General features: G+C 71.6%; 12 protein-coding genes and 1 pseudogene. 6 read left to right on the forward strand and 7 right to left on the reverse strand.

Annotated elements, in window-relative coordinates; all coding sequences use genetic code 11:
• Positions 1 to 448 precede the first annotated feature (448 nt).
• The 3 genes from QWI33_RS20020 to QWI33_RS20030 all read right to left on the reverse strand — a co-directional run bounded on the left by QWI33_RS20020 (position 449) and on the right by QWI33_RS20030 (position 5,018).
• Entirely contained in the window at positions 449 to 1,750 is a 1,302-nt protein-coding gene (locus QWI33_RS20020) for a glycosyltransferase (RefSeq protein WP_353895533.1), read from the reverse strand.
• Between the two features lie 68 nt (positions 1,751 to 1,818).
• A complete protein-coding gene (locus tag QWI33_RS20025; protein WP_353895527.1) occupies positions 1,819 to 4,101 on the reverse strand; it encodes a glycoside hydrolase domain-containing protein in 2,283 nt (760 codons plus the stop codon).
• A 320-nt stretch (positions 4,102 to 4,421) separates the two neighbouring features.
• Positions 4,422 to 5,018 carry a histidine phosphatase family protein gene (locus QWI33_RS20030; RefSeq protein ID WP_289958922.1) on the reverse strand — a complete coding sequence of 199 codons (597 nt, stop codon included), beginning with the start codon at positions 5,016 to 5,018 and terminating at the stop codon, positions 4,422 to 4,424.
• A gap of 96 nt (positions 5,019 to 5,114) precedes the next feature.
• Between QWI33_RS20030 and QWI33_RS20035 the strand changes: the two genes are divergently transcribed.
• From QWI33_RS20035 to QWI33_RS20045, 3 genes are all read left to right on the forward strand, one after another.
• Positions 5,115 to 6,266, forward strand: coding sequence for a hypothetical protein (locus tag QWI33_RS20035; RefSeq protein WP_289958923.1), 1,152 nt, complete (start codon positions 5,115 to 5,117; stop codon positions 6,264 to 6,266).
• An 82-nt stretch (positions 6,267 to 6,348) separates the two neighbouring features.
• On the forward strand, positions 6,349 to 7,329 hold the full coding sequence (locus tag QWI33_RS20040; protein ID WP_289958924.1) for a S66 peptidase family protein: 981 nt from the start codon (positions 6,349 to 6,351) through the stop codon (positions 7,327 to 7,329).
• Between the two features lie 126 nt (positions 7,330 to 7,455).
• Entirely contained in the window at positions 7,456 to 7,956 is a 501-nt protein-coding gene (locus QWI33_RS20045) for a GNAT family N-acetyltransferase (protein ID WP_289958925.1), read from the forward strand.
• Positions 7,957 to 8,029: 73 nt separating this feature from the next.
• On the opposite strand, the gene QWI33_RS20050 is transcribed toward QWI33_RS20045, so the two are convergent.
• Both QWI33_RS20050 and QWI33_RS20055 read right to left on the reverse strand, forming a co-directional pair.
• Positions 8,030 to 8,596, reverse strand: coding sequence for a dihydrofolate reductase family protein (locus tag QWI33_RS20050; RefSeq protein ID WP_289958926.1), 567 nt, complete (start codon positions 8,594 to 8,596; stop codon positions 8,030 to 8,032).
• A 98-nt stretch (positions 8,597 to 8,694) separates the two neighbouring features.
• Positions 8,695 to 9,726, reverse strand: a complete 1,032-nt coding sequence (locus tag QWI33_RS20055) for an endonuclease/exonuclease/phosphatase family protein (RefSeq protein WP_289958927.1) — start codon at positions 9,724 to 9,726, stop codon at positions 8,695 to 8,697.
• 133 nt (positions 9,727 to 9,859) lie between these two features.
• Between QWI33_RS20055 and QWI33_RS29435 the strand changes: the two genes are divergently transcribed.
• A complete protein-coding gene (locus tag QWI33_RS29435; RefSeq protein WP_353895528.1) occupies positions 9,860 to 10,603 on the forward strand; it encodes a DUF1963 domain-containing protein in 744 nt (247 codons plus the stop codon).
• 159 nt (positions 10,604 to 10,762) lie between these two features.
• On the opposite strand, the pseudogene QWI33_RS29440 reads toward QWI33_RS29435, so the two are convergent.
• Positions 10,763 to 11,524 (reverse strand): annotated as a pseudogene (locus tag QWI33_RS29440) (phosphotransferase family protein); the annotation flags it as partial.
• 59 nt (positions 11,525 to 11,583) lie between these two features.
• The gene (locus QWI33_RS20065; protein WP_289958929.1) at positions 11,584 to 12,183 is read right to left on the reverse strand and encodes a TetR/AcrR family transcriptional regulator; all 600 of its coding nucleotides are present in this window, start codon (positions 12,181 to 12,183) and stop codon (positions 11,584 to 11,586) included.
• 109 nt (positions 12,184 to 12,292) lie between these two features.
• On the opposite strand from QWI33_RS20065, the gene QWI33_RS20070 reads away from it, so the two are divergent.
• Positions 12,293 to 12,691: a hypothetical protein gene (locus QWI33_RS20070; RefSeq protein WP_289958930.1), complete on the forward strand. Its 399-nt coding sequence runs from the start codon at positions 12,293 to 12,295 to the stop codon at positions 12,689 to 12,691.
• A complete protein-coding gene (locus QWI33_RS20075) occupies positions 12,688 to 13,602 on the forward strand; it encodes an NAD-dependent epimerase/dehydratase family protein (protein ID WP_289958931.1) in 915 nt (304 codons plus the stop codon). The genes QWI33_RS20070 and QWI33_RS20075 overlap by 4 nt, the downstream gene beginning before the upstream one ends.
• The last annotated feature ends 45 nt before the right edge of the window (positions 13,603 to 13,647 follow it).

Below are 13,647 nucleotides of genomic sequence, written 5' to 3' on the forward strand. Positions count from 1 at the left end.
TTGCCTTTAGCAGCGGTGGACGGCAGGCCGGGGGGCGCGAGCACCCCCGGTGCTCGCGCCCTGTCCGGTTGTGGAAAGCACCGTCCATGGCAGGAAAGGCCTTTCCCCCAGCCGCGTGCGGCCGAGAAGGGTGGATCATGTCGCGCCGTGCGCGCGCGATCCGGTCGCCAGGAAGCCGACGGCCGGCGGTTCGCCGGCGCGGGCGGCAGGTGCCGCACGCGCCGCGGCGGCGACCGCTGCCGCGATCGCCGCTCGGGCCTTGCGTTTCTTGCTATGCGGTGAGGACCATCGGCCCTCCCCTTGGTTGTGCTTAGTGGGTGCGACGGAGCCGGGTTGCCGCACCGTCATGAGGTTGCCGCGGACGCCCCGAAGGTTGCCCCTGTTCCGAGGATTTTTTGCATAGTTCCGGGGCGGCGGTGTTCGCGCAGGTCAGGGAAGTGGTCGGGTCTCAGCTGATGGTGACGTGGGCGTCGACCGGCAGGGACGCCGGGTCGTCGAGGAGCCCGGCGAAGAGGTTGTCGAAGACCGCCGTGCGGTCGAAGCGCATCGCGTACGCCCGCGCCCGCTCGGCCGCCGCCTCCCGTTCGGCCGGGCTCATGGCGAGCGCCCGGTCGATCGCGGCCGCGAGCGCCGCCGGGTCCGAGTGCGGGACCTCGATCGCGGTGTCCCCCACCGCTTCGGGGATGCCGCCGGTGCGGGTGGTGATCACGGGCCCGCCGCCCGCGAGCATCTTCTCCACGAGCGCGATGCCGAAGGTCTCGACGAACTCCGGGCGCGGCTTCGACGGCAGTGCGTAAGCGGCGCAGCCGTTCATGAGCAGCGGCTTCTCCTCGTCCGCGACGTCGGTGAGGAACAGGATGCGCGGATCGTCCTCGGCGAGGGCCCGCGTCTCGGCGTGCGCGGGGCCGTTCCCGGCGATGACGAGTCGGTGCGTGCGGGACGCCGCGGACGCCCGGTAGGCGGCGATGAGGTCGTCCGCGCCCTTCGCGGCCGCGACGCGGGAGAGGAAGAGCAGGTAGCCGTTGCGGGCCAGGCCCCGCGCCGCCAGCGCGGCGTCCACAGCGGACGGATCGAGGTCGAGGTACGCGCCCGCGTCCACCGCCGGGTACGAGACCTCCACGCGCGCGGTCACCTCCTCGGCGAACCGGGTCCCGCACGCCAGGTCGACCTGCGCGGCCGACTCCAGGATGAGGTCGCGCGTGTACGCCGAGACGGCCACGACCCGGTCGTGCGCGAGGTACGCCGTGAACAGCGACGCCGCCGCCCCCACCGCGCCCTCGCCGATGCACGAGCGCACCACGTTCGTGATGTCCGAGCCCACGGCCTCGGCGATCGTCGTGACGTCCGCGTCCAGCCCCGAGGCGCGCACCGACCGCAGCGCCTCGGCGACCGCGTTCGCGTGCGGCGTCAGGTACATCGACATGCACACCGTCGGCACCCCGTCGGTGAACAGCTCGAACAGCCGCCCGGCCAGGCCGAGCAGGTGCCGGCCGGTCGGGACCCGGTAGTCGCCCACGGGGCCGGGCCGCTCCACGGTGATCCCCGCCGAGTACGGCAGGAGCTCGTCGAGCGGTTTGAGCGGCAGCCCCGCCGCCTGCAGCGCCTCGATCGGCCACGTCACGATCCGCACGTCGTCGAAGCCGCGGGTCAGCGCGACCTCGGCGAGGCCGCGCGCCTCGGTGGCGTGGCCGCAGATGACCGGGTCGGCGCGGACCACGATGACCAGGCGCCGCTGCGGGCGAGCCTCCATAATAGAGTGCTCGCCCTCGAGCAGGCGCTGGTCGGTCCGGCCGTGCTGCGGGCCGCGGGGCTGCTGGGTCACGGTGAGAACTCCTGGAGTCGGGCCCCGCCGCCCCGAGCGGGGTCGGGCCGGTCGGAGGCGGACGGCGGGCGCGTCTTCGTCGCCCAGTCGGAAGGTTCGGGTCCCAGCTCGATCTCCAGCCGCCCGCCGCCGTGCAGCTGGTTGCCGGTGAGGAACCCGTGGTCCAGCGGCTTCCCGTTGAAGCGGGCCGACTGGACGTACTGCGCCGAGGCGCCGGCGGCGTCCTCGCCGATGCCGGACTCGACGTGGCCGTGGGTCACGAGCTCGAAGTCGTTGCCGCCGAAGTGGAGGCTCGCCCCGCCGAACGCGGGGGCGTTGACCAGGAACAGGTTCTGCCCCGCGACCGGGAAGAGCCCCAGCGAGGCCCACACGTACCAGGACGAGAGCGCCCCGGAGTCGTCGTTGCCGGGCAGGCCGCCGCGGCCGGTCCCGAACTGGTAGGAGAGCGCGGCGTGCACGATCTCCGCGGTCCGGTCGGGGCGCCCGGCGTAGTGGTAGGCCCAGGGCGCCTCCATGTCAGGTTCGTTGTTGAGGCCCTGGAAGCGGTTGAGGTCCTGGCCGATCGCGAACTCGGGGCCGAACGGCGGCACGCCGAGCTGGGTCACGGGGCCCGCGCCGTACCCGAAGAAGCGGTCGAGGATGGCCGTGAACTCCTTGTCGCCGCCGGCGATCCTGATGCGGGCGGCCATGTCGTGCAGGAGCCGGAACGAGTAGTTCCAGCGTCCGCCTTCGTAGAAGCTCGAGTCGCGCAGGAGCCCGTCGCCGCCGAACGCGTTCGTCCAGGCCCGGGACTTCGCCTCCAGCTCGTCCGCGAGCCGGTGGTCGCCCAGGCCCCGCGCGATGATCGCCGTGCACCAGTACCCCGCGGCGAGGTCCAGCGTGTGGCTCACCGGGTGCGCGATGCCGCGGTCGGCGAAGTCCTCGCCGTACCCGCGCCGCAGGTCGTCCTGCATGTGGACGAGTGCCCAATCCCATTCCAGGCCTTCGAGACCGAGCTGGTAGCCGTCGGCGAGCACGGTGTGGGCGAGGGCCGAGGCCTGGCGGAAGAACCGGTCTGAGCCGCGCGCCATCCGGTAGCCGATGGGTAGGTTGCCCTCCTCCTCGGCTATCCGCACGAGCGATTCGAGCATCAAGGCGCCCTTGGCCGGATCGAGGGCGGTGAGCAGCGGGAACTGGGTCTTGTACATGTCCCACATCGTCGCGATGTCGAACACGAAGGGGCCCTTGGAAGGCCAGAACGGGCTCTCGTCCTCGGCGAAGCACGGCTTGATGAGCGAGTGGTAGAGGCTCGTGGCGAACACGGTCCGCCGCTCGGGGGTGCCGCCGTCCACTTCGACCTGGGAGGCGTACCCGGCCCAGGCGTCGTGCGTCTGCTCCCGGACGCGGTCGAAGCCGTGCTCGAAGCCGCCGGGCAGGCTCTGCTCGAGGTTGCTCCGGGCCTGCCCGGTGCCGCGCATGGAGAAGCCCATGCGGATCTCGACGGTGGTGCCCGCGCGGGTCGGGCCCATGAACATGAGGCCGAAGGGGCGCAGCGTGGTGCGGCGGATGTAGTCGAAGTCGAGGCGGGTGCCGCCGTCGACGCGGCGGCGGTCGTACCAGACGAGCTGGCGCCAGGACTTGGGCGTGTCCGAGTCGATGTACACCGAGAGCGGGATGCCCTCCATGACCACGGTCCCCTGCGCGCAGCCCTGCCCGAGGCTCTCGAGGCCGGCCCGCAGGGGCACGGTGGTGCCGTGCTCGATCGCGAGGCCGCCGTAGGAGAAGTCGAGCACGACGCGGGCCGAGGACGCCTCGGGGAACGTGTACCGGTGCACGGCGGTCTTCTCGCCGACGGTGAGCTCGCAGTGGATGCCGTTCTCGAGGGTCGCGGCGTAGTAGCCGGGCTCGGCGGACTCGTTCTGGAGCTTCCAGCGGGTGCCGAGGGCGTCGAGCGGCTCGATCATCGGGGTGACGCGGAAGTAGTTGTAGTACTTGCGGATCGCGCCCGTGCCGGACTGCTGGAAGTGGGTGAAGCCGCTGGCGAGGTAGTCGTCGTAGAGGGGCGCGGGGGCGCCCTCGGTGGACATGCCGTAGCGGCCGTACCCGGTGGGGTAGGCGCCGGAGCAGGCGCAGGCCGAGACCATGCCGAGCGGATGGCAGGCGCCGGGGTGGGTGTTCCCGACCTGGGCCTTGGGCCACCACCAGCTGGCGGCCAGTCCCTGCGCCGCGGGCAGATCGGCCGGTTCGGTGCCGATGAACGGATCCACTGAGTCCAATATGCGACTGAGGTTAGAGCTCATGCGTCACATCCTCGTTACGGCTGGATGAACGCGCAAGCGTTCACGCGCACTTCGTCTAGGATTCGCCGCTGCGGGAGGCGAAACATGATCGCAGTGGACACTCCGTGAGCCCCAATGCCGCCCCGCCACGGCCGTCCCGACTGCCGCGAACGACCCTCGCTCCGGCTCCGCCTTTCGGGTGACTTTTCGGGTGCGGGGCCCGAATCGGCCCGGTTCTTGTCGGACCCGGCTGCGACGATCGCCGCCTGACCTTTTCTTCCCCTCTAGTGGTGGGTGGGGGTTGGTGGACGGTCTCACGGCGGCAGTGAAAAAACGGCCCCCTACCCCGGCCGGTGCCCCGTCTCCAGGCCCGCGAGATGCCCCGTCTCGGCGATTGCCACCGGCCGCAGTCCGTCGATGATCGTGATCGCCCCCGAAGGCACCCCGTCCGAGAGCAGCGCCTCCGGCAGGGCCGCGTCCCCGACCAGCGTCCGCAGCAGGTCCACCGTCACCCCGCCGTGGCAGGCCACCGCGACCGATCCGTCCTCGCCCTCGCGCTCCTGCAGGAACGCCGCGAACCGCGCCCCGGACGCCCGCGACGAATCCCCCACGGCCGGAACGAAGTCCCGGTCCGCGCTCGTGCGCGCCCAGTCCTCAGCGAACCGCTCGAACGGCACGCTCCCGTCCCAGTTCATCCGCTCGGCCACCCGCGCGTCGATCCGCACCGGCAGCCCCGTCACCGTCGCCACCGCCTCGGCGGTCTGCCGCGCCCGCAGCAGCGGGCTCGCATATACCGCCCGCAACCCGCCGTCCGGCAACGCCCTGTCCCGCAACCACTCGGCCGCCAGCGCCGCCTGCTCCCGGCCCCGCGCCGTCAGGCCCGGATCGCCCGGAACCCGCTCCTTCTCCCCGTGCTGCACGATGTACACGATTCCCATCGCCGCAGCGTAGCGCCGGGGGTAAGGCTGGCCCCACCCTTTTTCGGCCTGTCAACGGCAATGTGCCGCAACGCGAATCGCAATAGCGTCATAGGCATGAACCAGACCCCGCTGGCCACGCCGCCCCGCCCCGCCGCTCGCCACCGCCGCTCCGCCGCAGCCGACAGCGGCACCGTCCGGAGCGCTGCCGTCAGCCGCACTGTCGTCAGCCGCACTGTCGAAGGCGTCACCGGGAAGGCCGCCGCGTCCGGGCTCGCCCTCACCGACGGCGGGCGCCGCTGGCACCGCCCGCTCCTGGTCCTCGGCATCGCCTGCGGGATCGTCGCCCTCGCCTCCCTGCTCGCGATCCCGTTCGACGACCGCACCATCCAAGGCGAGAGCGTGTGGCTCAAGGCCTTCAAGTTCGGCTTCTCCTTCTTCACCTACTGCCTGAGCCTGGCCTGGCTGCTCTCCCACATGACGAAGCTGCGGCGCACCGGCTGGGCGTTCGGCACGCTCTTCGCCGTGATCAGCGCGGCCGAGGTCGGCGTGATCGTCGCGGCGGCCGCCGCGGGCACCTACAGCCACTTCAACACCTCCGAGGACCCGTTCAACCAGGTCGTGCAGCTCGCGTTCCAGTTCGTGCCGGTCATGTTCCTGGCCAACCTGGTCATCGCGGTGATCGTGCTGTTCCAGCGCATCGGCGACAAGGCCGTCACGGCGGTCGTCCGCTGGGGCCTGCTCCTGTCGAGCCTGGGCATGTTCGCCGCGTTCTTCATCGTCACCGTGGGCGGCCAGGGCGAGCGCACCGCGGTGGACGCCAACGGCGACGAGGTCGTGCTCAACGCCGGGCACGGCGTGGGCGACCTGGACGGCAACGGCATGGTCCTCACCGGCTGGTCCACCACGGGCGGCGACATGCGCGTCCCGCACTTCATCGGCCTGCACGGCATCCAGGTCCTCATCGGCGTCGCGATGCTCCTGGGCTTCGTGGCGGTCCGCCGCGCCTGGATGCGCGACGAGCGCGTCCGCGCCGCGATCGTCCGCTGGCTCTCACTCGGCTACCTGGGGGTCTTCGCGACCACGGTGGTGCAGGCGGTGCGCGGCCAGTCCTTCGTCGCCCCTGACGCGGCGACGCTCGCCGGTTTCGCGGCCTCGATCCTCATCGCGGCCGCCGGCATCGCCCTCACGGTCCACAAGGCCCGCAACGCGACCCCGGTCGCGGCGGTCGTCCGCGAGGCGCCGGAGCCCGCGCTCCACGTCCGATAACGCTTGCTTTCAGGATTGCACCGGGGCCGCCCCAGCCGTAGGCTGTGAGCGGCCCCGCTCCCGTCCCCACGAAGGCGACCACATGGAACCCTTGCGCCCCAAACGGCTGCAGCCCGGCGACACCGTCGCGATCGCGGCCTTGTCCGGGCCGTGCGCCCCCGACCGGCGCGACCGGCTCGACGCCGCCAAAGCCGTGTTCGCGGCGATGGGCTTCAACGTGCGCGCCACGCCGCTCGTGGAGTCCGGCGAGCACCGGTTCTGGCGGGCCGCCCCGCCCGAGGCTCAGGCCGCCGAGCTCAACGCGCTCCTGAACGACCCCGAGGTGCGGGCGATCAGTGCGTTCACCGGCGGGAACGCCACCTCCGCCTACCTCGACCGCGTTGACTACGACGCGATCCGCCGCGACCCCAAGCCGCTCCTCGGCTTCAGCGACATCACCGCGCTCCACCTGGCGATCCACTCCCGGACCGGCCTGGTCGGCATGCACGCCGACTTCGCGCCCGGCATCACCGGCGACCCGGCGCGCGACCAGTCCGACGAGCGCCACGTCGCGATCCGCGAGCTCGTCCGCGGACTGCTCGCCGGGGAACTCGCCGAAACCGACCTCCCGGCCGACAGCGCTTGGGAGACATGGAAGCCCGGCCGGGCGACCGGCCGCCTCGTCGGGGGGCTGCTCGACCGCCTCATCAACGTCCAGGCCTCGCCGTACGCGCTCGACCCCGCCGTCTGGGACGGTGCGCTCTTCTTCTGGGAGGACGTGGGCCGCAACCTCGGCCACGTCTGGAACCAGCTCCACGTGCTGCGCATGCAGGGCGTCTTCGACCGGGTCGGGGCGATGGTCGTGGGCATCCCCCTCGGCGTCGAACTCCCCGCCGACGCCCCGTTCGGGCCGGTCACGGTGAAAGACGTCGTACTCGACGTCTTGGGCGACTACGACTTCCCGGTCCTCGCCGGAGTCGACTTCGGACACACCGGTCCGAATCTGCCGCTGCCGATCGGCATCCGGGCCGAGGTCGACGCCACCGCGCGCACGCTGCGACTCCTGGAGTCACCGGTCGACTAGACACTTCTTGCACAGACGGGTTGCTCCGGCAATTCACCGCGCGTCAATGGTTGATTTCTTGTGGACCTTCGGGCACGGTTGGTAGACATGAGGATCCGAACGGCAACCCCCGCAGACGCCGATGAGATGGTTCAAATCCGCACCGCCGCATGGCGCGCGGCCTACGCCGGCCTGGTCGACGCCGAAGTGCTCGCCGGGCTCCCCGAAGAGGCCTCCGAACGCTACGTGCGCCACCTCGCCGAGCATCCCGACCTCGAACTCACCCTCGTGGCCGAGAAGGGCCCGTACGTCATCGGCTTCGCCGTCTTCACCTGGGACCGAACCGAGGCGCGCGAGGAGGGCGCCGGACCGGGCGTTCCCGGCGAGGTGCAGATGATCTACGTCCACCCCGACCACTGGAGCCGCGGCGCCGGCCGGGCCCTCCTGCGCGAGGGCGAGCGCTGGCTCACCGAGCAGGGGCTCCTGCCGATCCGGGTGTGGGAGATGGAGGGCAGCGAGGCGAGCCACCGCTTCTACACGCGGTACGGCTTCGTGCCCGACGGCGAGCGCCGGACCGCGGAGATCAGCGGCGCCGTCCTGCCGTGCGCGCGCCTGGCGCTCCCGAAGGACCACCAGGTCGACGACTGACCCTGGACGGCATTGCGGGCCGGAATCGCTTCCGGCCCGATGCGCGACGCGCGACCCGTCCCCTCGGCAGCGCCTACTTGACGACGTTGAAGACCTGCTTCTGGATGCCGTTCTTGTACACCTCGTGCTCGACGAGGTCGAGGATCTGGGCGTCCTTGTCGGCCTCGCTGAACAGGCGCTTGCCCGCGCCGAGGAGCTTGGGGAAGACCAGCAGGTGGTAGGTGTCGACGAGCCCGGCGTCGGCGAGGCTCTTGCCGAGGGTGGCGCTGCCGTGCACCGAGATCGGGCCGCCTTCGGTCTCCTTCAGCGCGGCGACGTCGTCGATCGAGCGGAGGATCGTGGCGGGCCAGCGGTCGTCCTGCTTCTGCAACGTGGTGGAGACGACGTAACGGGGCATCGCGTTGTAGCCGGCGAACTCGTCGACCATGCCGGGCCACACGGGCGCGAACGCCTCGTACGACTTGCGGCCCAGCAGCAGCGCCCCGGCCTCCTCCTGCTCGCGGTTCTTGAGCTCGTAGGCCTCGGGCAGGAACTCGATGTCCTTGAAGGTCCAGCCGGTGTTGCGGTAGCCGGCCTCGCCGCCGGGGGCCTCCATGACCCCGTCGACGGAGACGAACGCGGTGATGATGAGCTGGCGCATGAGGCTGGCCTTTCGGTAGTGAACGCTGGTTGCTTCCACCCACTATGACGAGGCGGCCCGGCGGGATTCATCGCAAGCGCGAAATTTGCCTTCGGGTGTCAGGGGAGCCGGAGGCGGGCGACCACGGGCGCGTGGTCGCTGCCGGCCTTCTCCAGGACCTCCCAGTCGAGCACTTCGATGCCCTCCTCGGCGATGACGTGGTCGAGGGTGACGGCCGGGATCGTGATGAGGCCGTCGAGGTAGCCCTCGGTCGGCTGCCAGGTGGCGTCGAGCCCGGCCCCGGTGGCCTCGGCGGCGTCGGTGTACCCGGCGTCGAGCAGTTCGCGCATGTTCTCGTGGTCGATGGTGGCGTTGAAGTCCCCGGCGAGCACCCACGGCAGGCCGCCGTCGGGTCGCGGCAGCTGTGCGAAGTCCTCCTCCCACAAGGGGATGCGCTCGGCGGAGGCGGGCGCGGCCGGGTGGGCGGCCATGAAGCGGATGTCGGTGCCCTCGGGCAGGTCGACCTCGGCGGCGATCTGGTAGAAGATGGCGTCGCGGCCGACGGTCTCGATGCGTTCGAGCGGGTACCGCGAGTACAGGCCGGTCCCGACCGCGAGGCCGTCCGGTTCGAGGATCGAGTACGGCATGAGCTCGTCGAGGCCGCGTTCGGTGAACGCGTCGGGGGAGCCGGGGGTCAGCTCCTGGACGCTGAGCAGGTCCGGCTGGTGCTCCTCGACCAGTTCCATGATGTAGTCGAAGTTCGCGTTGCCCACGTACAGGTTGACGGACATGACCGTGAGCTCGGCGCCGCCCGCGGCCGGCTGGTCGTCGGCGACGATCCGCGGCACCAGCACGATCGCGAGCGCGATCGCCATGGCCGCGGTGACACCCGCGGCGAGCCAGTGGCGCACGGCCGCTTGGATTCCGGCGCCGATGAATGCGGCGATCACGAAGTAGGGCACGAACGCCACAGTCGTGACCAGCAGGAATCCGCTCTCGAGGCCGAGGAGGCGGACCGCGCCGTACGCGACGACGCCGGCCGTCCCGAGCCATGACAGGACCCGCAGCCACCGCCACCGGTACCAGGGCCGCCGCTGCGCCGGGGCGTCCTCGGGGTCGGCGGCCTGCAGACTCACGGTGGTGTCGCTCATGCGCCGGAGCCTAGTGCCGCCGTGCCATATCCTGGCCGGCGAACCTGAATGCCCAACGCCTCCAGGCAAAGCCGCGACCGGGACGCTGCGAGGGCGTCGGGCGGGGCGCGGCGTCGAGAGCAGGGAGCGCGGAATGGAACCGGAACGGTTCGAGCAGTGGCGCGCGCTGTGGCGCGATTCGATCGGGCTCCGGCGGGCCGACGGTCGCTCGCCGGTGGTCGCTTCGGTCGCGGGCAGGCCCGCGCTGCCGCCGGAGGCCGAGTGGCCCCTGGACGGGTCCGGCGCCCCGAAGCAGTATCTGATGACCCTGGACCTGGCCGCGCTGCCGCGCATCGGGATCGACCTGCCCGACCGGGGTGTGCTGCTGTGCTTCATCGATACGGAGTACGAGGAGCCGGAGGTCCTGTTCTTCGAGGACGCCGCGGCCTTGCGGCCCCGCGAGTGCCCGGTCGACGACGGTTGGCCTCTACGCGAGCGGATCGACCTCATGGCCGTGGTCGAGCCGAGCCGACCGGGGCCGGACCATCCGTACCTCAGCGGCGTGCCGAAGGGCCACTTCAAAGGACTCGGCCGGGTCCTCGCCACCGAGATCGACGACCCGGAGCCCCCGAACGAGGGCGACCACCGCATCGGCGGGTACTACGCGTTCGGCACTCAGTACGACTTCCCCTGCGCGCCGGCCTCCGAGGTGCCGGACCTCCCCGGCACCCCCGGTCCTGAAGCGCTGGACCTGCCGGTCCTCCTGGTCAGGATGGACTACGACCCCGACGCGGGCATGCCTTGGGGCGACTGCGGCAGGTCCGAATGGGTCATCGGCCGCGACGACCTCGCCGCCCGCCGCTTCGACCGGGTCGAGTTCTCCTGGAGCTGCCACTAACCCCGCCTGCGGCAGGAGCTCCTCGATCGACTGGGGCGCTTGGGGGATCGCCCGGAGCTGGTCGATCATCAGGTCGAGCGCGGGCCCGCGCGCCCCGGTGAGGTAGAACGACGCCGACCGCAGGCCGGTGACGATCATGTAGCAGCGCAGGCGTTGCAGGTCGTCCTCCGTGAACTCGGCCGCCGTGGCCGCACGCGCCTGCGGGCGCATGACCGGCCAGGCGCGGCTCCAGAACAGCTGGTAGGCCGTGTCCCAGAGCGGGTCGCCGATCATCGCGCCCTCCCAGTCGATCACCCCGATCGAGCCGTCCTCGGCGACGATCAGGTTGTCCGCGCTGCAGTCGCCGTGCACGAGCCGCCCGAAGTCCGGCAGCGTCCGGGTCTCGGCGAGCGTCGACGCCGCCAAGTCCTCGAGGAGGTCCCGTTCGGCCCCTTCGAGTGCGGGCCAGGAGTCCGGCACGCCCCAGGCGACGGCGCCCGCCCAGGAAGGGCTGCGGCCATTGCCCGTCGCGGGATCGACGCCGCCGAAGCCTTCGGCGCCGGCCAGCGGGGTATCGCTGATGCGCTGCAGGGCTTCGGCAACGGCCGGTGCCGCGGCAACGGCCGCCGGCATGTCGAGGTCGCAGAGCCTGGTGCCCGGCAGCCGCGTGCTCGCGCAGAACCAGGCCCGGTCGATCGCGCCGACCGCGATCACCTCGGGTACCGCGACGCCGGCGCCGAGCCGGAGACCGCCCGCCCACGCGTCCAGGTCGAAGCCCTCCCGGCGCAGACTCACCCGCACGACCAGCTCCCGGCCGCCGGCGACCGCGCTGTAGGCCTGCGAGTTCTCGCCCTCGGTGATGGCCTCCCACGCGGTGACCGGCCCGATCGCGGCGGCGACCTGCTCACGGACGAGTGCGGCTTCGATCATCGGCTTCCACATCACCGCAGGCTATGGCCGCCTTCGGTCCCGGGGCAACTCCATTGCGCCGGGACCGCGGGTCAGGGCCTGCTGCGGAGTCCCTGCAACGCCAGGTCGACGCAGTTCTCGAGGAAGCCCGCGTCGATCGGCTTCGGGGTGACGAGCAGGCGCAGGTAGATCTGGCCGTAGACGAGTTCGGCGGCGCGGAACGGGTCGGCGTCGCCCGCGATCTCGCCGTTCGCCTGCGCGCGTTCGATCCTCGCCTGCACGGGCAGACTCGAGGGCCCGATGAGCCGCTCCCAGAGCCGCTCGCCCAGGTCAGGGTCGTGCTGGGCCTCGCCGATGAGCGAGGCGAGCAGCGGCAGCGAGTCGCTCACCATGTCCCAGGTCTCGCCGAGGACCCGCACGAGGTCCTCGCGCAGGTCGCCGTCCTCGGCCTCGTCCGCGTGCATGTAGGGCCGCTCCTGGAGCCGGGCGGCGTAGGCGTCGAGCACGACCGCGCCCTTCGAGGGCCACCAGCGGTAGATCGTCCGCTTGCCCACGCCGGCCTGTGCGGCGATGCCCTCGATGCTGACCTTGGACCAGCCCTGGTCGCGGGCGAGCGCCAAGGCCGCTTCGAGGATGGCCTTGGTCGACTCCGGGTTGCGCCGGTTGGGGTCGGGGGTTCGCGGTGCTGACATGGACGCCACCCTACCCCATGGGGAGACGAACCGGTTCGTGTTGACGGGCCGGGATGTTTGGCGTACGGTGATGACACGATACGGTTCGTCTCCCCAAGGAGGAAAGACCTTGAGCACCCGACTCGCCATCAACACCGCCCTCGTGATCGCGGCACTGTCCATGCTGGCCACCGGCGTCTGGGCCTGGTTCGACCCGGCGGGCTTCGCCGCATGGGCCAACTGGCCCAACCACATCCACTTCCTGCACGACGCGGGCACGTTCCAGATGGGCATCGGCCTGATGCTGCTCTGGACGCTCTTGTGGCGCGACGCCGCCGCCGTCGTCCTGGCGGGCTTCGTCTTCACCAACACCTTCCACGCCCTCAACCACGCCCTCGACCTGCACATGGGCGGCAACGCCTCGGACCCCTGGACGCTGCTGGCGCTCTCCGCGGTCGGCGCGGTCGGTCTCGTGATCCGGCTCCGCGTGCTGCGCCGCCGCCCGGCCGACACCGAGGCCGCGAAATGAAGGTCCTCATCGCGGGAGCCACCGGCGCGATCGGCTCCACACTGGTGACGCAGCTGCACACGGCAGGGCACGACGTGCTCGGCCTGACCAGATCCCACACTGGCGCCGACCGCTTGGCGGCCAACGGCATCCGGCCCGTCCTCGCCGACATGATGGACGCGGACGCCCTGCTCCGCGCCCTGGACGGCGTGCGGACCGACGCGATCGTCCACCAGGCCACGGCCATCACCGGGATGCCGATGTTCCACCGCTCCCTCTACGCCACCGACGATCTGCGCGAGCAGGGCACCGCGAACCTGCTGCGCGCCGCCGCCGAGACCGGGGCGGGGCGCGTCCTCACCCAGTCGTTCTTCCTCGGCTACGGCTACCGCGACCACGGCCCCGAGCCGCTCACCGAGGACCGGCCCTTCGCCGAACCCACCGGGCACCGCGGCATCGACCGGCACATGCGGGCGATGCGCGCCAACGAGGAGCAGGTCCTCGGCAGCGGCGGCATCGCCCTGCGGTACGGCATGTTCTACGGGCCCGAACCCGCGACCCGCAAGCTGTTCGCGCTGGCCCGGCGGCGCCGACTGCCGGCGGTCCGGGGTGCGGGCACCATCGCGCCGATCCACCTCCACGACGCGGCCTCAGCCGTGGCCGCCGCGCTCGAACGCGGGCGCGCGGGCCAGGCGTACAACATCGTCGACGACGAACCGGTCGGCTTCGACGACTACATCCGCACGATCGCCCTGACCGCCGGAGCACCGGCCCCCCGCACCGTCCCCGGCGCCGCGCTCAAGGCCTTTCCGTACCTCCACGCGCTGATGGTCGCCACCCGCATCCGGCTCTCCAACGCCAAGGCGAAACGCGAGCTGGCCTGGGCGCCCGCGTTCCCCTCGATCAGGGAAGGCCTCCCGGCGAGCCTCTAGGGCCTGTGCTGTGACGCCGGAAGGCCGCTAGCTGGCCCATCTGCC

Source organism: Glycomyces tritici, assembly GCF_030403505.1.

Excerpts from the sequence above, each read along its gene's own strand:
- QWI33_RS20055 (WP_289958927.1), bottom strand. The coding sequence starts at position 9,726 with ATGAGCGACACCACCGTGAGTCTGCAGGCCGCCGACCCCGAGGACGCC.
- QWI33_RS20035 (WP_289958923.1), top strand. The coding sequence starts at position 5,115 with ATGAACCAGACCCCGCTGGCCACGCCGCCCCGCCCCGCCGCTCGCCAC.
- QWI33_RS20030 (WP_289958922.1), bottom strand. The coding sequence starts at position 5,018 with ATGGGAATCGTGTACATCGTGCAGCACGGGGAGAAGGAGCGGGTTCCG.
- QWI33_RS20040 (WP_289958924.1), top strand. The coding sequence starts at position 6,349 with ATGGAACCCTTGCGCCCCAAACGGCTGCAGCCCGGCGACACCGTCGCG.
- QWI33_RS20025 (WP_353895527.1), bottom strand. The coding sequence starts at position 4,101 with ATGAGCTCTAACCTCAGTCGCATATTGGACTCAGTGGATCCGTTCATC.
- QWI33_RS20020 (WP_353895533.1), bottom strand. The coding sequence starts at position 1,750 with ATGGAGGCTCGCCCGCAGCGGCGCCTGGTCATCGTGGTCCGCGCCGAC.
- QWI33_RS20050 (WP_289958926.1), bottom strand. The coding sequence starts at position 8,596 with ATGCGCCAGCTCATCATCACCGCGTTCGTCTCCGTCGACGGGGTCATG.
- QWI33_RS20075 (WP_289958931.1), top strand. The coding sequence starts at position 12,688 with ATGAAGGTCCTCATCGCGGGAGCCACCGGCGCGATCGGCTCCACACTG.
- QWI33_RS20065 (WP_289958929.1), bottom strand. The coding sequence starts at position 12,183 with ATGTCAGCACCGCGAACCCCCGACCCCAACCGGCGCAACCCGGAGTCG.
- QWI33_RS20045 (WP_289958925.1), top strand. The coding sequence starts at position 7,456 with ATGGTTCAAATCCGCACCGCCGCATGGCGCGCGGCCTACGCCGGCCTG.
- QWI33_RS29435 (WP_353895528.1), top strand. The coding sequence starts at position 9,860 with ATGGAACCGGAACGGTTCGAGCAGTGGCGCGCGCTGTGGCGCGATTCG.